Here is a 20,810-nt window from a genome sequence, read left to right as displayed (position 1 = left end):
TCAGGCCCTCGCGGGCCGTCCGTCCCAGGTCTGCGGCCCCACGCCGCGTTCGCGCAGCTTGAACTTCTGCACCTTGCCGTTCTCGGTGCGCGGCAGGTCCGCCAGCACGTCGATGTAACGCGGTACGGCGAAGTACGGCAGTCGGCCTTCGCAGAAGCGCGCGAGCTCGGCAGGGTCGATCGCCGCGCCCTCGCGGGCCACGAGCGCGGCCATCACCTCGTCTTCGGCGAGCTCCGAGCGCACCGGATACACGGCGCACGAAGCCACGCCCGGATGGCTAAGCAGCACCTGCTCGACCTCGAAGGACGAGATGTTCTCCCCGCGCCGGCGGATCGCGTCCTTGATGCGGTCGACGAAACGGAAGGCCCCGTCCGCATCGCGCACCACGCGGTCGCCTGTGTGGAACCAGAGATTGCGCCAGGCCTCGACGGTCTTCTCCGCCATGTTGAAGTAGCCGCTCGCGAAGGCATGCGGCTCGTCGGCGCGCAGCAGCAGTTCGCCCGCCTCACCGGCCGGTAGCTCCACGTCGTCCTCATCGGCCACGCGCGCCTGGAAGCCCGGGCGCAGCCAGCCCATCACGCCGCCGCGCGGCGAATCGGGCGCGGTGGCGATGGCGAAGTTGGTCTCGGTCGAGCCATAGCCCTCGAGCAGCGACACGCCCGTGCGCGCCTTGAACGCGGCACCTGCGGCCGATGGAACGCCGGGCCCGAGGCCGGTGCGCACGCGATGGTCGCGCTCCCCTTCGCCCTCGGGCTGCGCCAGCAAAATCGGCACCATCGCGCCCAGCAGATAGACCACGGTCGCCCCGCTCGCGCGCATCGTCGGCCAGAAGCCCGAGGCCGAAAAGCGCGGCTCGAACACCACCTTGCCCCCCGTCAGCGAGGCCTGCGCGAATGTGTTGAGTGCGTTGATGTGGAACAGCGGCAGCGTGGTGCACAGCACGTCGTCGGCGCCGACGCCAAGCACTTCCGCGCTGTTCACGCCCCACCAGAAATACTGCGCGTGCGGGCAGACCACGCCCTTGGCGGGCCCCGTCGTGCCCGAGGTGTAGAGGATCGCGAGCGGGTCGCCGGGTTGCACCGCCGCGGGGGCGACCGGCTCGCCGCCCTTCGGGTAGGCCGCCACGCGCACGCCGGCCGGAGCCTGCCATGCACCGGCAGCCGCTTCGCCGACGACCCAGATCTCTCTCAGTCCGGTGCGCGCCAGGTCTGCCGTCGCGAGCCGCTCCAGAAAGCTGCCTTCGATCACCAGCAGCTTCGCCTCGCTGTTCGCGAGGAAGTACTCGATCTGCGGCCCCATCGACGCCGTGTTGACCGGCACCGTCGACGCACCCAGCCAACCCGCGCCGAGAAAGCTCTCGAGAAACTCGACGCGATTGCCGCACATCACCGCGATGCGGTCGCCGCGCGCCACGCCGGCGGCAGCCAATGCCCCAGCACGCACGGCCGCGACTTGCGCCGCATCGCGATGCGTCCACTCTCCGCCCGCAATGCGCAGCAGCGCGCGCGAGCCGAACAACCCGGCCTGACGCTGCAGCATCGCCGGCAGCGTGCGCTGCGCGGGCGGCACGGCGCGCGGGTCATTCGTCATCGTGCGTGCCTCCGCCGAGGTAGGTGGCCTGCACCCGGGGGTCGCTCGCCAGTTCGGCCGAGGCACCCGACAGCGCGATCTCGCCCGTCTCCAGCACGTAGCCTTCGTCCGAACTCTCGAGCGCCGCGCGCGCGTTCTGCTCCACCAGCAAGATCGAGACGCCGTCCTCCCGCAGCTTGCGCACGATGGCGAGGATGTCGCGCACGATCAGCGGCGCAAGGCCCAGGCTGGGCTCGTCGAGCATCAGCAGGCGTGGCGCGGACATCAGCGCCCGCCCCACGGCCAGCATCTGGCGCTCGCCGCCCGATAGCGTGTCGGCGCGCTGGGCGCGGCGCTCGGCCAGCCGCGGAAAGCGGTCGTACACCGACTGCAGCCGCTTCTTCATCGCGTCGCCGCGCAGCCGCTTGGCATACGCGCCGAGCTGCAGGTTGTCGAGCACGGTGAGCTCGCCGAACAGCTCGCGCTTCTCGGGCACGAGGCACAGGCCGCGCTCCACGCGCGCCTCCACGTCGAGCCCCTGCAGGTCCTCGCCCTCGAAGCGCAGCGTGCCCTTGCAAGGCAGCAGGCCCATGGCGGCGGCCAGCAGCGTTGTCTTGCCCGCGCCGTTCGGGCCGATCACCGAGATGATCTGCCCCGGCTGCAGGTCGAGCGACACGCCCCGCACCGCCTCGACCTGCCCGTAGGACACGTGCAGGTCCCCAATCTCCAGCATCGCTGTCATACGACGCTCCCCAGGTAGGCCGCCTGCACGCGCTCGTCTGAGCGCACCGCCGAGGGCACGCCCTCCACGAGCTTGGAGCCGAAGTTCATCACCACCAGCCTGTCCACCAGTTTCATCACGAAGTCCATGTCGTGCTCGACGATGAGGATGGTCACGCCCTCCTCGCGCAGCTTGCGCAGCAGGTCGCCGAGCGCCATCTTTTCCTTGCGCCGCAGGCCGGCGGCGGGCTCGTCGAGCACCAGCAGCACCGGGTCGGCGGCCAGCGCGCGCGCAATCTCGAGGATGCGCTGCGTGCCCAGCGGCAGGCTGCCCGCCTGCTCGTGCGCCCGGTCGCCCAGGCCGATGCGGTCGAGCTGGCGCTGCGCCTCCTGCAGGATCTGCTGCTCCTCCGTGCGGTCGAGCCGCAGCCCCGCCTTCAGGATGCCCGAGCGCGTGCGCGAATGCGCGCCCAGCGCCACGTTGTCGAGCAGGCTCATGTGCGGCCGCAGCTTCACGTGCTGGAAGGTGCGCGCCAGCCCCAGCCGCGCCACCTCGCGCTGCGGCATGCCGGCGATGTCGTGGTCGAGGAAGCGCACCTTGCCCGCGCTCATGGGCAAAGTGCAGGTCAGCAGGTTGAACATGGTCGACTTGCCCGCGCCGTTGGGCCCGATCAGGCCGACGATCTCGCCGGCCTTCACGTCGAAGCTCACGTCGTTCACCGCCACCAGCCCGCCGAAGCGCTTGACCGCGCCGTTCACCGACAGCACCGGCGAGCCGCGAGCGGGCAGCGTGCGGTGCGGCAGCGGCTCGACCGCCGGGCCCTCGTGGCGCGAAGGCCCGCGCGTGCCGCCGCGGCGGTTCGTCCAGCGGCGCAGCAGCCCCATCACCCCGCCGCGAGCGAAGTGCAGCAGCAGGATGAAGAGCGCCGCGAAGGCCACCGCCTCCAGCTGGCCCGCGCGTTGGGTCAGCATGGGCAGCACGTCCTGCAGGCTGTTCTTCAGCACCAGCACCAGCGCGGCGCCCACCAGCGCGCCCGCCAGCTGGCCGAGCCCGCCGGCCACGGCCATCAGCAGGTACTCGATGCTGGCGCGCACGTCGAACGGCGACGGGCTCACGAAGCGGTTCATGTGCGCATAGAGCCAGCCCGCCAGCCCCGCGAGGAGGGCCGCCGTAACGAACAGCGAGAGCCGCACGCGGTACGCATCCGCCCCCACGCTCGCCAGCAGCGTCGCGCCGCCGCGCAGGCCGCGAATGGCGCGCCCCGGCCGCGACTGCAGCAGGTTGTGGCTGAACAGGCAGGCCAACCCCACCACCACCCAGATCAGGCAGTACATTGCGCGCGGATCGGCCAGCGACCAGCCCGCGATCTGCAGCGGCGGAATGTTCGAGAGGCCCGTGTGCCGGCCCAGCGCATCGACGTTGCCGAACAGCATCGCGATCGACAGCCCCCAGGCGATGGTGCTCAGCGGCAGGAAGTGCCCGCCCAGCCGCAGCGTGAGCATGCCGATGGCCAGTGCCGACAGCCCCGTGAGCAGCAGCGCGAACAGCAGCCCCACCCAGGGCGACATGCCCTGCGTGGTGGTGAGCCATGCGGTCGCATAGGCAGCAATGCCCACGAAGGCCGCCTGGCCGAACGAGGTGGCACCACCCACGCCGGTCAGCAGCACGAGGCCCAGCGCCACGAGCGCGCCGATTCCGATGTCGTTGAGCAGCGAGACGGTGAAGCTGCCCGCGAACACCGGCACCAGCGCCAGCACGACGACGAGCACGGCGACCAGTACCTTGCGCTTGTTGTTGCTGTTGCCGGCGCTCATTGGTCCACCTCCTCTTCTTCCTCTTCGGCATGCGCGGCCATGAAGGAACGCAGCATCAGCACCGGTATCAGCAGGCTGAACACGATGACATCCTTCAGCGCGCCGCTCCAGAACGAGGCGAAGCTCTCCACCACGCCGACCGCGAGCGCACCCAGTGCCGTCATCGGGTAGCTCACGAGGCCGCCGATGATTGCGGCCACGAAGGCCTTCAGGCCGATGATGAAGCCCGAGTCGTAGTACATCGTCGTCACCGGTGCGATCAGCACGCCGATCAGCCCCGCCAGCAGCGAGGCGCAGCCATACGCCAGCAGCGCGGTGCGCACCGGCCGGATGCCGACCAGCCGCGCGCCCACCCGGTTCACCGCCGTGGCGCGCAGCGCCTTGCCGGCCACCGTGCGCTCGAACACCAGGAAGAACAGGCCGCTCAGCACGATGGCCGCTCCCACCATCAGCACCACCTGCCCGCTGACGGTGAAGCCCTCGCCCAGCGTGAAGACGGCGCTGGTCAGCGGCGTCGTACGCGAGCCCTCGGGCCCGAAGAACAGCAGGCCCAGGCCCGACAGCAGGAAGTGCAGCGCCAGCGACACGATCAGCAGCACCAGCACCGAGGCATCCGCGATCGGCTGGAACACCACTCGCGCGAGCAGCGGTGCGATGGGCACCACCAGCAGCACCGCCACCGCGATGTGCACCGCCACGGGCACGCCGGGCCGCGCCGCCAGCCAGGCCAGCACGCACGGGATGGCGGGCAGCACGCCCCAGGTCAGCACCGCCTTCGGAATGCGCGCGGCCTCGCCGCGCCGCAGCAGGCTGCCGATCTCGGTGACCAGCGCCAGGGCCGCCAGCGTGGCGACCATGCCGATGGTCGGCGGCACGCGACCGGTCTCGAAGGCCGCGAGCGACAGCGCCGCGAAGGCCGCGATGTCGCCGAAGGGCACGAACACCACCCGCGTGACGGAGAAGATCAGCACCAGCCCGAGCCCGGCCAGCAGGTAGATCGCACCGTTGGCCAGGCCGTCGGTGATCAGGATCAGGGCCACGTCCCACGTCATCGCGCGGCCCTCCGGAAAGTCGATTGCATGAGGTTCAAGGTGCGAGCTTCCATTGGCCGTTGTCGAGCTTGACGATCACCCGGGCGCGTTCGTCCACGCCGTAGAGACTGCCGGGCTTGAAGGTGTAGACGCCGTGCGTGCCCACCACTTCCTTCGTGCTGAAGATGGCGTCGCGCAGCGCCACGCGGAACTCGGGCGTGCCCGGCTCGGCCTTCTTCATCGCGCGCGAGGCGGCATCGGCGAACACCAGCCAGCCGTCGAAGGAATAGGCCGAGAAGGCATCGCTGGTCGGCGCGTTGTTGACCTTCTGGAACACGGCGCGGAAATCGGTCGCGATCTTCTTGGTCGGGTACTCGTCCGGCAGCTGCTCGGCCACGATCACCGGGCCGGTGGGCATCAGCGCGTTCTGACCAGCCGCGCCGACCACGCGCACGAAGTCGGGATTGATGAGACCGTGCTGGCCGTACACGCCGCCCTTGAAGCCGCGCTCCTGCAGCGCGAGGAACGGCAGCGCGCCCGGCGTGCCGGCACCGCCGGTCATCACCGCATCGGGGCGCAGCGCCACGATCTTCAGCACCTGCCCCGTCACCGACGCGTCGGAGCGCGCGTAGCGCTCGTTGCTCACCACCTTGATGCCGGCGCCGGGCGCGGCCTTCGTCAGCGCCTCGTACACTAGGTCGCCCCAGGCGTCGGAGAAGCCGATGTAGCCCACGGTCTTCACGTTGTTGCGCTTCATGCGCTCGACCACCGCGTCGATCATGAGCTGCGTGGGCTGCGCCACCGTCATCACCCACGGGTTCTCGTTGGGGTCGAGCAGGATGGGCGTGAGGCCGATCATCGGCGTCTTCGCCTCCTTGCCGACCTGCGCCATCGCGATGGCGGCGGGCACGCCCGAAGTGCCCATGAGCACGTCCACCTTCTCTTCCTCGATCAGCTTGCGCGCGTTGCGCCCGGCCGTGGTGGGGTCGGAGCCGTCGTCGAGCACCACCAGCTGGATCTTGCGGCCGTTCACTTCGGGCTTGTAGGCCAGCGCGGCCTGCATGCCCTTGGCGTAGGGCACGCCCAGCGAGGAGTTCGGCCCCGACAGCGACACGCTCAGGCCGACCTTCAGGTCGGCGGCGATGGCGCTGGCAATGCCACAGGCGGTCAGCGCGGCGGCAAGGGTGCCGCGCGTCAAGGTCTGCATCAGGCTCTTCATGTCGTAGCTCCGGTGAGGATTGTTGGAATGGACAGAGGTGGTTGGGTAACTCAGATGAACAACTGGATGGCCGGCAGGGCACGCCCCGCGTTGAGCAGGTCGACGCGCTTCTCGCGGATCAGCCAGCCGGCGGATGTGCGAACGAGGTGATGGCGTGCCGTGCCGCTCAGCAGGATCTGGCCTTCGCCGCGCGCCTCGACGTAGAGGAACGGCGTGCGCAGCCAGGCCTCGTCGCCCTCCTCGCGCTCCACGCGCGAGGGCTGCAGCACGTGCTGGCTGTGGCTCGCGGGGTGTTGCGAATGCGCGCGCGGGTTCTTCAACCGATCCACCCGCAGCTGCAGCAGCAGCCGGTCTTCATAGGCCAGCGAGTTGTGCGAGAACGGATCGGCCTGCGCCGCGCCGAGCAGCGGCACCCAGTAGTGGCCGTCTTCCGCGAACAGGGCCAGCCAGTCGTCGAGGCGGCGCTCGTCGAGCAGCGCCGCCTCGTGGGCGACGAAATCGCGCGGGTCCGTCATGCCGTGGCCTCCATGCCCGCCGCCATGGCCTTGGCCCAGGCGCGGAACTGGTTGCGCATCAGCAACTCGTTGGTGCCGTTGGTGGTGATCGTGGACTGCTGCTTCTCGGCTGGATCGAAGTTGCGATGCAGGCTCACCCATTCGTTGCCGCCGGCGCGCAGGCCCTGCTGGATGCTCTCGAACAGGTGCACGTCGTCATGCGCGACCACCGACATCGGCGAGAACACGAGCCGGTTGTAGCTCATGGCCCGCTCGAAGAGCAGCGCGGGCGCACCGGCCGCGCGGAAGCTCCAGGCCTCGATCAGCGTGCGGTCGGCCGCCAGCGGGCGGATCACGCGAATGGCCTGCGGCGAGCCCTTGATCGACAGGCTCGGGAAGAAGACCGAGTTCTGCGGCGAGCGTTGCAGGATCTCCGCTGCGCGCTCCTCGCCGTGCGCGGCGCGCATCGCGGCCTCGTATTCGGGCAGCTGCGCATAGTTGGAATGGATGCTGAAGTTCACTCCCAGCACGCTGTGACCGTTGGCGAACACGCGCCCGCCCATCCTGTCGAAGAATTCGTAGCCCGAGCCGAAGGGCAGGATCTGCTCCATCGCCATCGGCTTCGGGTCGGAAGGCGCATGGCCTTCCCACAGCGCCTCGGCCGCCTTGGTGGCCGACTCGTGCGTGGACATCGGGTGCACCGTGTCGTTGATGTTCTCCAGGTACATCTTCCAGTTGCAGTGGACGATGTTGCGCAGCACACCGCCGCCCACCGTGAGCCGGCCTTCGGGCGAGCGGTCGACCATGTTGTCGAGCGCGCCCAGCACCTCGCCGAAGTAGTCCTCGAACGAGGGGCCGGTGTCCGACAGCCGTACGAAGACGAAGTCGCGGTACACCTTCACGTTCCTGACCACCGACAGCCCCTGCCCCGACTCGCAGGCCTTGAGCTGCGTGCCTTCGTAGCCGTTCTTCAGCGGCAGCCCGAGCGGCGCGCCGTCGAGCTTGTAGGTCCATGCGTGGTACGGGCAGCGGAAGAAGCGGCCGGTGTTGCCGCACTCGTCCGTCACCAGTTGCGTGCCCTTGTGGGCGCAGCGGTTGTAGAGCACGTGCACGTCGCCGTCGGGCTGGCGCACCATGATCAGCGGCCGCCCCGCGATCTCCTGCGTGACGAAGTCGCCGGCCTGCGGCACCTGGCTCGCATGGCCCAGGAAGACCCAGGTGCCGGCGAACAGGTGCTCCTGCTCCAGCGCGAAGAGCTCCTCGCTGAGGTACAGGTCGCGGTGCACCCGGTCGTCCTGCACCAGCGCCGCGACGAGATCGGGGCGGTTGCGGTAGGTGGTCATGGCAATGTGCTCGGTGGCCGGTCCGGGGCTACGGGACCAATTTCCACTGGCCCTTGGTCATCTGCACGATGACCACGCCGCGCTGGTCGGAGCCATAGCGGTCGTCGGGCTTGAAGGTGTAGACGCCGTGCGTGCCCACCAGCTCCTTGGTGCTCACGATCGCATCTCGCAGCGCCGTGCGGTAGGCCGGCGTGCCCGGCTCGCCCTTGGCGCGCGAGGCCGCGTCGGCCAGCAGCAGGTACGCGTCGTAGGTGTACGACGAGAAGGCATCGGTCGGCACCGCGCCGTTGAGCTTCTGGTAGGCGTTGCGAAAGCCCATCGACACCTTCTTGATCGGATTCGTGTCGGGCAGCTGGTCGGCCACCAGCACCGGGCCGCTGGGCACCTGCAGGCCTTCGATGGAAGCACCGCCCACGCGCACGAAGTCGGCGTTGATGAGGCCGTGCGTGCCGTAGATCTTTCCCTTGTAGCCACGGTCGGCCAGCGCGATGTACGGCAGTGCGCCCGGCGTGCCCGAGTTGCCGGCGAACACCGCGTCGGGCCTGGCCGCGACGATCTTCAGCACCTGGCCGGCCACCGACGAATCGCTGCGCGCATAGCGCTCGTTCGCCACCACCTTGATGCCGGCGGCGTCTGCGCTCTTGACCAGCGAGTCGTAGGCCAGGTCGCCCAGCGCGTCGGAGAAGCCGATGAAGGCCACCGTCTTCACGCCCGACTTCTTCATGCGATCGACCACGCCCGCCACCATGAGCTGGAAGGGCTGCGACACCGTCACCGTCCACGCGCCCTCGGGGCCGGGAATCGTCACCGGCGTGGGCGAGATCAGCGGCGTGTTGAGCTCGCGCGCCACCGAGGCGATGGCCATCGCGCCCGGCACGCCCGAGGTGCCGATGAGCACGTCGACCTTGTCCTCGGTCACCAGCTTGCGCGCGTTGCGGCCGGCGGTGGTGGGATCGGATGCGTCGTCGAGCACGATCAGCTGCACCTTGCGCCCGGCGATCTCCGGACGCTCCGCGATGGCCGCGCGGATACCCTTCTCGTACGGCACACCCAGCGCGGCCACCGGCCCCGAGAGCGAGCTGATGAAGCCGATCTTCAGGTCGGCGGCCATGGCCTGCGCCGTGGCCAGTGAGACGGCAGTGGCGGCGAGGATGCGGGTGATCTTTTTCATTGGGGCTTTCACGTCGGGGCGCCTCAGGGAACCAGCTTCCATTGGCCCTTGTCGAGCCTCACGACGACACGCGAGCGGTCGTCCGAGCCATAGCGGTCGGTCGGCTTGAAGTTGTAGACGCTGTGCGTGCCCACCAGCTCCTTGGTGCTGACGATGGCATCGCGCAGCGCCAGGCGGAACTGAGGCGTGCCGGGCTCGGCCTTGCCGGCCAGCGCGCGCTGCGCGGCGTCGAGATAGATCAGCCACGCATCGAAGCTGTAGGCCGAGAAGGTGTCGGTGGGCGGTGCGCCGTTGGCCTTCTGGAAGGCGGCGCGGAAGTCCATCGCGATCTTCTTCATCGGGTTGTTGTCGGGCAGCTGCTCGGCCACCACCACGGGGCCCGTGGGCGCCAGCAGGCCTTCGACCGAGGGACCGCCGACGCGGATGAAGTCGGGGTTGATCAGCGAGTGCATGCCGTAGATCTTTCCCTTGTAGCCGCGCTCGGTGAGCGCGAGGTACGGCAGCGCGCCCGGCGTGCCCGAGGCACCGGTGATCACCGCGTCGGGGCGCAGCGCCACGATCTTCAGCACCTGGCCGGCCACCGACGAATCGCTGCGCGCATAGCGCTCGTTGCTCACCACCTTGATGCCGGCGCCGGGCGCCGACTTCATGAGCGCGTCGTACACCAGGTCGCCCCAGGCGTCGGAGTAGCCGATGTAGGCCACCGTCTTCACGCCGGCCTGCTTCATCTTCTCGACCATCGCGCCCATCATCAGCGGCGCGGGCTGCGGCAGCGTCACCATCCATGCGCCGTCATCGCCGGGCAGGTCGGCGTTGGCGATGGAGATCAGCGGTGTCTTCGTCTCGCGCGCCACGCCGGCGATGGCCAGCGAACCCGGCGCGCCGGCCGTGCCGATGATGACGTCGACCTTGTCGTCCTCGATCAGCTTGCGCGCGTTGCGCGCGGCCGTGGACGGATCGGACGCATCGTCGAGCTGGATCACCTGCACCTTGCGGCCACCGACCTCCGACTTGTAGGCCACGGCCGCCTTCATGCCCTTGTCGTAGGGAATGCCGAGCGACGACACCGGCCCTGACATCGAAGTGATGAAGCCGACCTTGAGATCGGCGGCCCACGCGCCCGCGGCGCTCAGCGCGCCGAGGCCCACGGCCACGGCCGCGAGTGTGCGAATTCGGTTCATGACTTTCATGGCGATGCTCCAGAGGTGGTTTTGGTTGGACGTGAGAAAAACTGCGAACTCAGAGGGCGAGGCTTCCGACGCTGGTGCCGCCGCACACATACAGCACCTGGCCGGTGACGAAGCTGTTGTCGGCATCGGCGAAGAAACGCACGGCGCGTGCCACGTCGGCCGATTCGCCCAGGCGCTTGACGGGCACCGAGGCGGCGAGAGCGCGTTCCTTCTCGCTGCCGGCCTCGACCACGTCGTAGAACATGTCGGTACGGATGGGCCCCGGCGCCACCACGTTCACCGTGATGCCCTCGGCCGCGAGCTCCAGCGCCCAGGTGCGCGCCATGCCCAGCATGCCGGCCTTGGTGGCCGAGTAGCTGGTGCGTGTGGCCAGGCCCAGCGCGGCGCGCGACGACAGCAGCACCACGCGGCCGAAGCGCTGCGCACGCATCGCGGGCAATGCACCTTGCACGAGCTGGATCGCACAGCCCAGGTGCAGGTCGACCAGCGCGTCGAGATCGTCGAGCTTCACATCGGGCAGCAGCGCGGCGCGAATCACGCCGGCGTTGTGGACGATGGTGGTGGGCGAGAAGCGCTCGACCAGCTCGCGCACCGCCTCGCCCGTGGCGGCGCGGTCGCTCAGGTCGACCTCGATGCTGTGCAGCTTCGGGTGGTCGATCTCCGCCTTGCGGCGCGCGAGCGACACCACCTCGTAACCCTGCGCGAGCAGGTCTTCGCAGATGGCCTTGCCGATGCCGGCGCTGCCGCCGGTGACGGCTGCGACCTTGGGGGCTATGTTGCTCATGCGCGATCTCCCTGTCTTGCTCCCTCTCCCGCGTGCGGGAGAGGGCTGGGGTGAGGGTGTGCGCAAGACGCAGGGCCCTCATCCCCCGCCTTCTCCCGCAAGCGGGAGAAGGAGCCAAAACCGATGCGGGTGCAAAAGCTCATGCCGAGGCTCCCACCAGCGCCAGCACACGCAGAGGACTGCCGCTGCCCTTCTCGATCTTCAGCGGCGGGCAGATCAGCACCGCGCCCGAAGGCGGCAGCAGGTCGAGGTTGCTCAAGCACTGCAGCCCGTAGCGGCCCGCGCCGTGCATGTAGTAGTGGCAGGGGTACGGCGGGCGCAGGTGATAGCCTTGTCCGGCATCGGTGCCGATGGCCTCCGAGCCGAAGCCCAGCACGTCGCGCTGCTCGACCAGGAAGCGCACGGCCGCGGTGCTCGGGCCCGGCGTGTGCTGGCCCGTCTCGTCGAAGTTCTGGTAGGCCTCGGGGTCGGTGCGTTTCGACCAGTCGGTGCGCATCAGCACCCACGCGCCCTTCGGGATGCGGCCGTGCGCAGCCTCGTAGGCCTCGATGTCCTCGAGGGTCAGCAGGTAGTCGGGGTCGTCCTTCACCTGCGGCGAGCAGTCGATCACGCAGGCCGGCGCCACGAAGTGCTGCACGGGAATGGTGTCGACCGAGTTGTTCGGCAGGTCGCGGCCCGAGATCCAGTGGATCGGCGCGTCGAAGTGCGTGCCGGTGTGCTCCCCGCAGGAGAAGTTGTTCCAGTACCAGCCGGGGCCGCGCTCGTCGTACTTCGACACTTCCTCGATGCGGAAGGGCCAGCACTGGCCCATCTCGGGCGGCAGCGCGATCTGCGGGAACTCTGGCGTCAGCGTCTGCGTGAGGTCGATCACGCGGATGCGGCCGCTGGCCATGGCGGTCACCAGGCCGCCGAGGATCTCGGCGGTGGACATCAGTTCGGTCGTGGTGGTCATTCTTGTGGCTCCTGTCTCAGCCGCCTGCAGCCAGCTCGCGCTCGAGCACCTTGGGGTTGTCGCGCCAGCGCTCCAGCCACTCCTGCGCCACGTCGCCCGGGTACACGTCCTCCACGCCGTCGCGCAGCGCCTTCACGATGGCGTTGGCCAGCGCGGTGGGGGCGAGCTTGGGCGGCGGCGTGTGCTGGTTCCATTCGTCGTCGATGGGCCCGGGGAACACGTTGATCACGCGGATGCCGGCCGGCCGCATCTCGGCGCGCAGGCATTGCGCGAGCGAGTGCGCCGCCGCCTTCGATGCGCTGAAGGTGCCGTGCGGCGGAAAGTTGCTCAGTGCGTAGATAGACAGCAGGTTGACCCAGGCCGTCGCGCCCGTCACGCCATCGGCCGAGCGGCCTTTCAGCGCAGGCCCGAACTCCTGCGCGAGACGCAGAAGCCCGAAGTAGTTGATGTCCATCTCGGCCTTGGCCACGTCCGTGCCGCGCCGTGCGCCGATGCCGAAGGTGCGGTGCACCTCCGCGTTGTTGATGACGATGTCGACCTTGCCGCCGATGGAGCCGGCAAGCTCCGTCACCTGGCGGCCGTTGGTCAAATCCAGCGGCACCAGCGTGACCTGCGGCAGCGCCGAGATGTCGTCAAGCCCGTCGCCCATCTTTTTCCAGGGCTCGGCGTGGCCGACCCAGACGATGTCGGCACCGGCCTTCACCAGCGCACGCACGATGGCCTGTCCGGTCTCGGTCTTGCCGTCGGTCACCAGCACCTTGCGGAACTTGGGGTCGCTGGTCATCTCGCGCAGCATCTTGTCGTCGGCCATGTGGGGACTCCCTTCGTTCGGAAAACCAATGAGAACGGCCTGGCCCGCGCGGTCGAGCCGTGCGCCCACGCGCACTCTCTGCGGCGCGTCGCCAACCTCGCCGTGCAGGTGGACCATGAGCGTGGGGCCGGCATCCAGGTGCACCAGGCCCAGCCGCCAGGGCAACCGCTCGCGGAAGAACAGGTCGTTGCTGTGATGCAGCGTGGTGCTGCCGAGCAGCTCGCCCTCGCCGCTCTGCTCGCGCCAGCGCAGCGCGGCCGAGAGGCACTTGTGGCAGACCTCTCGCGGCGGGTACTGCACCGTGCCGCAGTCGTCGCAGGTCTGGAGTTCGAAGCGGCCTTCGGCTGCGGCAGCCGTAAGGCCGAGCGCCACGCGGCCGCGCGCGCCGGGCGGCAGGTTCATCTGCCGGGTGCGCAGCACCGGGTTCTTGCGCGGGGGGCGCATCAGGGGCATCGTCATGGCGCCTCCGCCGGGCCGCCCCAAGGCAGGCGCGCGGCCCCCTCGGGGGGAAGTGCAGCCGCGAAGCGGCAAACGTGGGGGCTCATCATTCCGGTCTCCCCAGGATCACCGCGCCTGTGCACAGGCAGCGGTCGTAGGTCACCATGCCGAAGCCGGCGACGAGGCCCGACTGGGCATTCGGCACGGCACGTTGTCCGGCCTGGTCGGTGAGTTGCCTGATCGCCTCGACCATGCCGAGGAAGCCGCCCGCGGCACCCGCCTGCCCGGCCGAGAGCTGGCCGCCGCTGGTGTTGTTCGGAAAGCTGCCGTCGAAGGTCATGGTGTTGGCCTGAACGAAGGCCGGGCCTTCGCCTTTCTCGCAGAAGCCCAGGTCCTCGAACTGCATCATCACGATGACGGGGTAGTCGTCGTAGGTCTGCACGAAGTCGAGCTCCGCGGGCTGGATGCCGGCCTGTGCGTAGAGGTCGTCGCGGTCCTTGCGCCAGCCGCCCTGCACCATCACCGGGTCTTCGGCGTAGGCGTTGTGGCGCTCGATGGCACCGCGGATCACGACATGCGCAAGGCCCAGGTCGCGCGCGCGTTCCTCGCTCATCACGAGGAACGCGTCGGCGCCGGCGCAGGGCATCACGCAATCGAAGAGATGAATCGGATCGGAGATGGGTCGTGCGGCCATGTACTCGTCGAGGGTCAGCGCCTTCTTGAACATCGCATTGGGGTTGCCCAGCGCGTTGGTGCGCTGGTCCACGCAGATGCGGCCGAAGTCCTCGCGCTTCGCGCCGTAGGTGCGCATGTAGTTGGCGGTGATGAACGCGAAGATCGAGTTCGGCCCGCCCGAACCGTACGGGTAGCTCGCGTCGCGAGCGAAGTTGCTGAAGCTGCCGAGCGTCTGGCGGAAGGAGTCGACGTGGTTGGTGTCGGCGCCCACGCAAGCGACGATGTCCGCGTCGCCCGCCTGCACTGCCCGCGCGGCGCGGCGCAGGCACATCACGCCGGAGGCACCGCCGGTGGGCACGTGGTCGAGCCAGCGCGGCGACAGGCCCAGGTGCTGCGTGACGCCCACGGCCGTATCGGGCGCGAGCGAGAAGCTGCTGAGGCAAAGGCCGTCGATCTCTTCCTTGGCCACGCCGCTGGCTTTCACCAGCGCCTCGATGGCCTGGCCGATGAACCAGTGCGCGGTGCGCGTGGAGTAGCGCACATAGGGCACGGTCACGGGCACCGCGACCGCGACGCCTTCATAGGAAAGCCGCTTCGCCGTCATGCCTGCCTCTTCTTCATCGAGCGGGTGTCGATGCAACGGGCCTGACCGGGCAGCGATTGCGCCATCTCGCGCAGTTGCCCGCGCTGGATCTTCTGCGAGGGCGTGAGCGGCAGCGCATCGACGAAGGCCACGTAGCCGGGCGCCTTGTAGTAGGCGAGCTGGGCCAGCGCGTGCTCGACGATGCTGGCCGCAGTCTGCTCCGGCTTCGAGGCATCGACGCCTTCGCGCATCACGATGCAGGCCAGCACCTCGTCGCCGCGCACCTCGTCGGGCGTGGCAGCCACGGCCGAAGTCTTCACGGCCGGATGCTGGTTGAGCACGCTCTCGACCTCGACGGCGGAGATGTTCTCGCCGCTGCGGCGGATCACGTTCTTCTTGCGGTCGACGAAGAAGAAATTGCCCTGCGCATCGCGGCGCACCAGGTCGCCGGTGTGGAACCAGCCGTCGGCCCAGGCTTCGCGCGTAGCTTCCTCGTCCTTCAGGTAGCCGGAGAAGAAATGGCGCCGCGGGTCGAGGCCTGCCGAACGCACCAGCAGTTCGCCCGGAGCGTCGACACCGACCTCGCTGCCGTCGTCGCCCACGAGGCGGATCTCGACGAAGCTCTCTTGCCGTCCAAAGCAGCTGGTACCCACGAGGCGCGGCTCGCGGTTGGCCATGATGCAGGCGGCCGCGCCGGTCTCGGTCATTGCCCAGGCCTCGACCAGCGGGAAGCCGAAGCGCTCCTCGAAGGGCGCGTGGTTCTTGCGGTCCACACCGGCGCCGAAGCCCCAGCGGATGGCGTGGTCGCGGTCGGCCGCCGATGCAGGCGCAGACAGCAGCATGGCCGGCATCACGCCCAGGTAATGAACGATGGTCGCGCCGCTCTCCTTCGCGCTCGCCAGCCAGGTCTTTGGATGGAAGCGATCGAGCTGCACCAGGCAGCCGCCCGCGACCAGCACCACCATGGTGGAGAAGGCCATCGCGTTCATGTGGTTGAGCGGCAGCGGCGTGATGACGCGCTCCTTGTCGGGCCGGATGCTGCACACGCCGTCGAGCGCCGCATACCACTCACCCGCGCGCAGGAAGTAGGCATTGCTCAGGATGCAGCCCTTGGGGCGGCCGGTGGTGCCGGAGGTGTAGAGCAGGCCGCATTCGGTGTCGACACCGACTGGCTCGTGGGCGCGCGGCGCCGCGGTCTTCGCGGGGGGGACGGCATCGTCGGGGCCCATCGTCTCGAAGGCGATGCCGGCCTGTGCCGCCGCGGCGCGCAGGTCGGCCGCGCGCTCGGGCAGCGTCACGGCCAGGCCGATTTCGCTGTGACCAATCAAATAGACCAGCTCGGCCGAGCGCATCTCGGCATTGATCGGCACCACGCTCACGCCCAACGCGTTCAGCGCGAGCCAGTGGAAGATAAAGGCGGGCCGGTTCTCCAGCAGCAGGCCGACGCGGTGGCCATGGCCGTAGCCCGCTTGGGCGTAGGCCGTGCGCAAGCTTTCTATCTGCGTCGCGGCCTCGCCCCAGCGAATGGCGCCCGCCTCGATGCCATAGGCGGCAGCGGTCACCGACTCGGTGAACAGGAACTCGGCCTGCGGCGTACGCGCTGCGGTGGCCGCGAAGACTTGATGGACGGTGGCTCGTGACATCGCGTCCCCGTCAGATGAAGAGCTGCACGGCCGGCAGGGCCGCGTCGCAGTTGAGCAGGTTGACGCGCTTGAGCGTCATGCGCAGCGCGCCGTCCTGCACCGTGAGGTGATGGAAGAAGGTGCCGACATAGAACTGCAGCTCGTCGCCCTGCGACTCCGTGTAGTGGAACGAGGTACGCACCACGTAGCGGTTGGCTTCCGGGTCGAACTCCTCGACCACCGGCACCTGCAGCAGGTGGTGGCAGCGGCTCGGCGGCTGCTGCGAGAAGGCACGCGGACTCTTCAGGCGCTCGATGCGCAGGTCGCGCAGCAGCTTGTCCTCGTAGAGGTGCGAGGTGTGGTTGAGGCCGTCTTCCTGGTCGGGGATCAGCGGCACCCAGTAGAAGGCGTCGTCGGTGAAGAGCGCATTCCACTCCTCGTAGCGGCGCGTGTCGAGCAGGTGCGCCTCGTTCACGACGAAGTCGATCAGGTCCTGGCGGGTGACTTCTGGTGCGGTGCCGGCCATCACATCGTCTCCGTCATGCGTTGCACCCAGCTGCGGTACTGGTTGCGCATCGGCAGCTCGTTGGTGCCGCCGGTGGTGATCTCGCCGCCCTGGAGTTCGGCGGGGTCGTAGTCGCGGTGCAGGCTCACCCACTCGTTGCCGCTGGCATGCAGGCCGGCCTGCATGCCGCGATAGGCCTGCAGGTCGTCGTGGCCCACCACCGAGAACGGCGAGTTGATGAGGCGGTTGTACATGGCGGTGCGCTGCAGCAGCTCGGGCGGTGCGCCCTTCAGGCGGAATGTCCAGCTCTCGATCAGCGTCCTGTCGGCCGAGATCGGCTTGACCACGCGGATCGCCTGGATCGCGCCCTTGATCGTGAGGTTCGGGTAGTACACGGTGTTGTGCCGTGCCATGCCAAGGATCTGCGCGGTTTTCTCCTCGCCGTAGCGAGCCTTCATGGCGTTGTCGTACTCGGGGATCGCCTTGTACTTGCTGTGGATGCTGAAATGCACGCCCGTAAAGCTGTGGCCGTTGTCGTAGGTGCGGATGCCCATGTCCTCGAAGAACTTGTAGTCGGACATGAAGGGCACGAACTGCTCCACGGCCATGGGCTTGGGCTCGCTCTCGGGCTTGTCGGCCCACATGCGCTTGGCGGTGCCGGCCGAGGACTCGTGCGCCACCATCGGGTGCATGGTGTCGTTGAGGTTCTCGACGAACATCTTCCAGTTGCACTGGTGCATGAAGCGCAGGCAACCGCCGGCGATTTCCAGTTCGCCTTCGGGCGAGCGGTCGGCCATGTTGTCGATGGAGCTCAGCGAGTCGCCGAAGTACTCGTCGAAGTCAGGCCCGGCATCGTTGATCTTCACGAAGATGAAGCCGCGATGGCTGCGCACGTGCTTCACGGTGGTCAGGCCCTTGCCCGACTCGCATTCGTGCAGCTGGGTGTTCTCGTAGCCGGTCTTCAGCGGAATCGCCAGCGGCGCGCCGTCGGTCTTGAAGGTCCAGGCGTGGTACGGGCAGCGAAAGAACTTGCCGGTGTTGCCGCAGGGCCCGTTGACGAGGCGCGAGCCCTTGTGGGCGCAGCGGTTCATCATCGCGCGCACGCTGCCGTCGGAGTGGCGCACGACGATCAGCGGGCGGCCGGCGATCTCGTTGCTGATCCAGTCGCCCGGCCTGGGCAGCTGGCTCTCGTGGCCGACGTAGTTCCAGGTGTTGGCAAAGAAGTGTTGCTGCTCCAGCTCGAAGAGCTCCTGGCTGGTGTAGAGGTCGCGGTGCACGCGGTCGTTCTGCACCAGTGCGCGGATGGCTTCGGGGTTGTCTCTGTAGGAGGTCATGGTTCTCGTGGCTCCTTGCTTCATCCTTGCTTCAGATGTCCAGCACCAGGCGCGCACCCTTGGCGCGCGAGATGCAGATCTGCATGACGTTGCCTTGCGCCTTCTCGCGGGCGGTGAGCACGTAGTCGCGGTGGTCGATCTCGCCTTCGAGCACGGGCACGGCGCACACGCCGCATTCGCCGCGCTTGCAGTCGAACATCGGGTCGCAGCCGTGCTCGATGAGGCAGTCGAGGATGCTCTGGTCCGCCGGCACGGTGAAGCGCTGGCCCGACTGGGCAAGCTCGACCTCGAAGGGCTGGTCGCCCTCTTCCGCGACAGGCTCGGTGAAGAGCTCGAAGTGCACGCGGTCGTGTTCCCAGCCGCGCGCCTGCGTGCGCTCGAGCACCGCGTCGAGCATGACCTTGGGGCCGCAGACATACAGGCGGTCACCGGCGGGAATGCTGTCGAGCAGCGCGTCGATGTTCAGCGGCGCGCCGGCCTCGGCGTCGGCATGCACGCGCAGGTCGTCGCCCAGCAACGCCTGCAGTTCGGGCAGGAAGGCCATCAGCTCGCGGCTGCGGCCGGCGTAGTGCATCCGCACGGCCGCGCCTTCGGCACGGCGGCGCGCGGCCATAGTGGCCAGCGGCGTCACTCCGATGCCGCCCGCCACGAGCACCGTGCCGCCCGGGCCGGTGTGCAGCGGAAAGTCGTTCTTCGGCGGCTCGATGGCGATGGTGTCGCCCTCCTTCAGCCCTTCGTGCATGAAGCGCGAGCCGCCACGGCCTTCAGCCTCCTTGCGCACCGCGATCACGTATTCGGTCGGTGCGTTGGTTGCGTTGCGCGCGCTGTCGAAGTTGATGAGCGAGTAGTGGCGCCAGTCGGTCTTGCCATCGGCGAGCGATACCTGCACACGGATATGGGCACCGGCCGCGAAGCCGGGCAGCGCGCGGCCGTCCTCGGCGCGCAGGCGAAGCATGCGGATCAACGGGTTCAAGGCCTGCGTCTCGGCGACGCACAGCGAGAGGGTGGCGGTGGGAGCGGTCATCTTCGTCTCGTCTCTTCAGGCCAGTGCATGCTGCGCCAGCGCGGCCTGCAGCTTGTGGCCGTGCTCGTCGGCAAGCGCTGCATCGCGCAGCTCGCGCAGCGTGGCCGGTGCGAGCCTCTCGCCCGCGCGCTCGAAGGCGCGCATCACGGTGTCGTAGTTGCGGATGCCGCGTTCGTGCGTATCGCTGTAGCCCTTGACGAGGCGCTGGCACTGGGCAAGCTCCACGGCGAGCTCGGGATTGCGCTGCGCGGTGGCGGCGATGCGTTGCAGCCATTCCTCGATGCGGCGGTTCTCCTCGGCATAGCGCATGGTCGACAGGCGCCAGCGCCTGCATGCCGCCACGGCGCGCAGCATGAGATAGCCGCGCAGGGAGCTGGTCTGGATCACGCGGCCATGCTGCGTGAAGCGCTCGACGATCTTCCTGGGCAGCGTCGAGTTCATCAGCCAGCGGCCGATGCCGCCGGGCAGGGTCTCGCAGATTTCCTGCAGGCGCGGGTGCATGTACTCGTTGATGGCGAGCACCTGGCCCGGCTGCACGCGAGCCTCGCCGCGCACGCGCTCGAAGCGGGTGGCGCGGGTCTTCAGGGCCGCGACGCGGGCGGTGTCCTCGTAGGACATCCAGAGCGCGAGGTGGCGCGCGGTCTCGCGAAGCAGGCGATGGTCTTCGCTGCCCGGCAGCGCTGCGACCGCAGCCATGCGATCGAGGTAGAGGCCGGCGTAGGCAGGGTCCTGGTAGTCGATGAGACGGCGCACGCCTTCGAGCAGCAGGTCTTGTGCGGGCAAAGGAAAGTCGCGCTGCACGCGTTCGACCAGTGCGCGCACGGCCGGGTGGCGCGGCTGCGGAGCCTGGGCGGCAGCCGGCGCTTCTTTCGCGGGCTCATCGCCGCCGGCATCCTGTGCGCGGGTGAAAGCGGCTCCGAAGGCCTTGAGACTGGGCTTCACGCCCACGCCGCCGCGCTCGATGGTCGCCTCGAACTGTGTGCGGCTGAACGGCAGCACGCCCGAGCCGGCCAGGGCGCCGAAGAGCACGGCGCTGATCACGCTGCCCGATGCCTCGGCGGCCTGCGCCATGTCGAAGCGGATGAATCGCTTGGCCGCATTCGCGGTGTGTGCGAGAAGCTGGTCGCTGTCGACGCGGCCGTCGCCCATCGCGCTTTTCTCCGCGATGGAGAACACGCGGTGCGTGGAGGCGATCAGCGTAGTGCGCTCGCGCGTGACGAGGCCGCGCTGCACGGCACGGCCCGCTTCCATAAGCTCCGACGCGAGCACAACGTCGACGTCGCCCGGCAGCGGCATCAGCGCCAGCACCGGCGTGCCGCCATCGGCGTCGGCCTGCGCCACGGGATACAGCTCGACGTAGTAGATGGTCGCGCCGGTGCGCTGGGCCACGCCCGGCACGGAAGTGGTCTGGGCGACGTAGCCGTTGGCCTCGCCCATGTCGACGATCCAGTCGGCGAGCACGCCACCGCCCTCCCCGCCCATGGCGAGGATCGCGATCTTGATCGGTTGGGCCTTGGTGTTCGTCATCGC

General features: G+C 68.9%; 18 protein-coding genes. All 18 read right to left on the bottom strand.

What is annotated here, in order from left to right; translation table 11 throughout:
- The 18 genes from EJP69_RS13445 to EJP69_RS13360 all read right to left on the bottom strand — a co-directional run bounded on the left by EJP69_RS13445 (position 1) and on the right by EJP69_RS13360 (position 20,807).
- Positions 1 to 1,590 (bottom strand): ATP-dependent acyl-CoA ligase, encoded by a 1,590-nt coding sequence (locus EJP69_RS13445; RefSeq protein WP_126470583.1) that lies wholly within the window; start codon positions 1,588 to 1,590, stop codon positions 1 to 3.
- On the bottom strand, positions 1,580 to 2,311 hold the full coding sequence (locus EJP69_RS13440; RefSeq protein WP_093198771.1) for an ABC transporter ATP-binding protein: 732 nt from the start codon (positions 2,309 to 2,311) through the stop codon (positions 1,580 to 1,582). Before EJP69_RS13440 ends, EJP69_RS13445 begins: the two co-directional genes overlap by 11 nt.
- A complete protein-coding gene (locus EJP69_RS13435) occupies positions 2,308 to 4,104 on the bottom strand; it encodes a branched-chain amino acid ABC transporter ATP-binding protein/permease (RefSeq protein ID WP_126470581.1) in 1,797 nt (598 codons plus the stop codon). The genes EJP69_RS13440 and EJP69_RS13435 overlap by 4 nt, the downstream gene beginning before the upstream one ends.
- Positions 4,101 to 5,156, bottom strand: coding sequence for a branched-chain amino acid ABC transporter permease (locus EJP69_RS13430; RefSeq protein WP_093198766.1), 1,056 nt, complete (start codon positions 5,154 to 5,156; stop codon positions 4,101 to 4,103). The genes EJP69_RS13435 and EJP69_RS13430 overlap by 4 nt, the downstream gene beginning before the upstream one ends.
- A gap of 34 nt (positions 5,157 to 5,190) precedes the next feature.
- Positions 5,191 to 6,354, bottom strand: coding sequence for an ABC transporter substrate-binding protein (locus EJP69_RS13425; RefSeq protein WP_093198763.1), 1,164 nt, complete (start codon positions 6,352 to 6,354; stop codon positions 5,191 to 5,193).
- Positions 6,355 to 6,404: 50 nt separating this feature from the next.
- Positions 6,405 to 6,869, bottom strand: a complete 465-nt coding sequence (locus EJP69_RS13420; protein WP_126470579.1) for an aromatic-ring-hydroxylating dioxygenase subunit beta — start codon at positions 6,867 to 6,869, stop codon at positions 6,405 to 6,407.
- On the bottom strand, positions 6,866 to 8,191 hold the full coding sequence (locus tag EJP69_RS13415) for an aromatic ring-hydroxylating dioxygenase subunit alpha (protein WP_126470577.1): 1,326 nt from the start codon (positions 8,189 to 8,191) through the stop codon (positions 6,866 to 6,868). Before EJP69_RS13415 ends, EJP69_RS13420 begins: the two co-directional genes overlap by 4 nt.
- A 28-nt stretch (positions 8,192 to 8,219) precedes the next feature.
- Positions 8,220 to 9,362: an ABC transporter substrate-binding protein gene (locus tag EJP69_RS13410; protein WP_126470575.1), complete on the bottom strand. Its 1,143-nt coding sequence runs from the start codon at positions 9,360 to 9,362 to the stop codon at positions 8,220 to 8,222.
- 23 nt (positions 9,363 to 9,385) lie between these two features.
- The gene (locus tag EJP69_RS13405; protein WP_126470573.1) at positions 9,386 to 10,552 is read right to left on the bottom strand and encodes an ABC transporter substrate-binding protein; all 1,167 of its coding nucleotides are present in this window, start codon (positions 10,550 to 10,552) and stop codon (positions 9,386 to 9,388) included.
- Between the two features lie 49 nt (positions 10,553 to 10,601).
- On the bottom strand, positions 10,602 to 11,336 hold the full coding sequence (locus EJP69_RS13400; RefSeq protein ID WP_126470571.1) for an SDR family NAD(P)-dependent oxidoreductase: 735 nt from the start codon (positions 11,334 to 11,336) through the stop codon (positions 10,602 to 10,604).
- A gap of 139 nt (positions 11,337 to 11,475) precedes the next feature.
- Entirely contained in the window at positions 11,476 to 12,288 is an 813-nt protein-coding gene (locus EJP69_RS13395; RefSeq protein ID WP_126470569.1) for a cyclase family protein, read from the bottom strand.
- A 16-nt stretch (positions 12,289 to 12,304) separates the two neighbouring features.
- Positions 12,305 to 13,558, bottom strand: a complete 1,254-nt coding sequence (locus EJP69_RS13390; protein ID WP_126470567.1) for an SDR family NAD(P)-dependent oxidoreductase — start codon at positions 13,556 to 13,558, stop codon at positions 12,305 to 12,307.
- A gap of 85 nt (positions 13,559 to 13,643) precedes the next feature.
- Entirely contained in the window at positions 13,644 to 14,816 is a 1,173-nt protein-coding gene (locus tag EJP69_RS13385; protein ID WP_126470565.1) for a thiolase family protein, read from the bottom strand.
- Positions 14,813 to 16,438, bottom strand: a complete 1,626-nt coding sequence (locus EJP69_RS13380; protein WP_126470563.1) for an AMP-binding protein — start codon at positions 16,436 to 16,438, stop codon at positions 14,813 to 14,815. Before EJP69_RS13380 ends, EJP69_RS13385 begins: the two co-directional genes overlap by 4 nt.
- Positions 16,439 to 16,448: 10 nt before the next feature.
- Positions 16,449 to 16,943, bottom strand: a complete 495-nt coding sequence (locus EJP69_RS13375; RefSeq protein WP_126470561.1) for an aromatic-ring-hydroxylating dioxygenase subunit beta — start codon at positions 16,941 to 16,943, stop codon at positions 16,449 to 16,451.
- Positions 16,943 to 18,256: an aromatic ring-hydroxylating dioxygenase subunit alpha gene (locus tag EJP69_RS13370; RefSeq protein ID WP_126470559.1), complete on the bottom strand. Its 1,314-nt coding sequence runs from the start codon at positions 18,254 to 18,256 to the stop codon at positions 16,943 to 16,945. The genes EJP69_RS13375 and EJP69_RS13370 overlap by 1 nt, the downstream gene beginning before the upstream one ends.
- Before the next feature lie 31 nt (positions 18,257 to 18,287).
- Entirely contained in the window at positions 18,288 to 19,280 is a 993-nt protein-coding gene (locus EJP69_RS13365; protein WP_126470557.1) for a PDR/VanB family oxidoreductase, read from the bottom strand.
- A 15-nt stretch (positions 19,281 to 19,295) separates the two neighbouring features.
- Entirely contained in the window at positions 19,296 to 20,807 is a 1,512-nt protein-coding gene (locus EJP69_RS13360; protein ID WP_126470555.1) for an indolepyruvate oxidoreductase subunit beta family protein, read from the bottom strand.
- Positions 20,808 to 20,810 lie beyond the last annotated feature (3 nt).

The sequence above is a fragment of the Variovorax gossypii genome, from assembly GCF_003965815.1.
Classification (GTDB): domain Bacteria; phylum Pseudomonadota; class Gammaproteobacteria; order Burkholderiales; family Burkholderiaceae_C; genus Variovorax; species Variovorax gossypii.
The sequence above is the reverse complement of the archived record's forward strand: the minus strand, read 5'-3'. Positions and strand labels throughout refer to the sequence as shown.

What these genes read in the sequence shown, in the direction of transcription:
- EJP69_RS13370 (WP_126470559.1), bottom strand. Translation starts at nt 18,256, where the DNA reads ATGACCTCCTACAGAGACAACCCCGAAGCCATCCGCGCACTGGTGCAG.
- EJP69_RS13420 (WP_126470579.1), bottom strand. Translation starts at nt 6,869, where the DNA reads ATGACGGACCCGCGCGATTTCGTCGCCCACGAGGCGGCGCTGCTCGAC.
- EJP69_RS13390 (WP_126470567.1), bottom strand. Translation starts at nt 13,558, where the DNA reads ATGACGATGCCCCTGATGCGCCCCCCGCGCAAGAACCCGGTGCTGCGC.
- EJP69_RS13380 (WP_126470563.1), bottom strand. Translation starts at nt 16,438, where the DNA reads ATGTCACGAGCCACCGTCCATCAAGTCTTCGCGGCCACCGCAGCGCGT.
- EJP69_RS13400 (WP_126470571.1), bottom strand. Translation starts at nt 11,336, where the DNA reads ATGAGCAACATAGCCCCCAAGGTCGCAGCCGTCACCGGCGGCAGCGCC.
- EJP69_RS13440 (WP_093198771.1), bottom strand. Translation starts at nt 2,311, where the DNA reads ATGACAGCGATGCTGGAGATTGGGGACCTGCACGTGTCCTACGGGCAG.
- EJP69_RS13395 (WP_126470569.1), bottom strand. Translation starts at nt 12,288, where the DNA reads ATGACCACCACGACCGAACTGATGTCCACCGCCGAGATCCTCGGCGGC.
- EJP69_RS13415 (WP_126470577.1), bottom strand. Translation starts at nt 8,191, where the DNA reads ATGACCACCTACCGCAACCGCCCCGATCTCGTCGCGGCGCTGGTGCAG.
- EJP69_RS13360 (WP_126470555.1), bottom strand. Translation starts at nt 20,807, where the DNA reads ATGACGAACACCAAGGCCCAACCGATCAAGATCGCGATCCTCGCCATG.
- EJP69_RS13445 (WP_126470583.1), bottom strand. Translation starts at nt 1,590, where the DNA reads ATGACGAATGACCCGCGCGCCGTGCCGCCCGCGCAGCGCACGCTGCCG.
- EJP69_RS13385 (WP_126470565.1), bottom strand. Translation starts at nt 14,816, where the DNA reads ATGACGGCGAAGCGGCTTTCCTATGAAGGCGTCGCGGTCGCGGTGCCC.
- EJP69_RS13405 (WP_126470573.1), bottom strand. Translation starts at nt 10,552, where the DNA reads ATGAAAGTCATGAACCGAATTCGCACACTCGCGGCCGTGGCCGTGGGC.
- EJP69_RS13410 (WP_126470575.1), bottom strand. Translation starts at nt 9,362, where the DNA reads ATGAAAAAGATCACCCGCATCCTCGCCGCCACTGCCGTCTCACTGGCC.
- EJP69_RS13430 (WP_093198766.1), bottom strand. Translation starts at nt 5,156, where the DNA reads ATGACGTGGGACGTGGCCCTGATCCTGATCACCGACGGCCTGGCCAAC.
- EJP69_RS13435 (WP_126470581.1), bottom strand. Translation starts at nt 4,104, where the DNA reads ATGAGCGCCGGCAACAGCAACAACAAGCGCAAGGTACTGGTCGCCGTG.
- EJP69_RS13375 (WP_126470561.1), bottom strand. Translation starts at nt 16,943, where the DNA reads ATGGCCGGCACCGCACCAGAAGTCACCCGCCAGGACCTGATCGACTTC.
- EJP69_RS13425 (WP_093198763.1), bottom strand. Translation starts at nt 6,354, where the DNA reads ATGAAGAGCCTGATGCAGACCTTGACGCGCGGCACCCTTGCCGCCGCG.
- EJP69_RS13365 (WP_126470557.1), bottom strand. Translation starts at nt 19,280, where the DNA reads ATGACCGCTCCCACCGCCACCCTCTCGCTGTGCGTCGCCGAGACGCAG.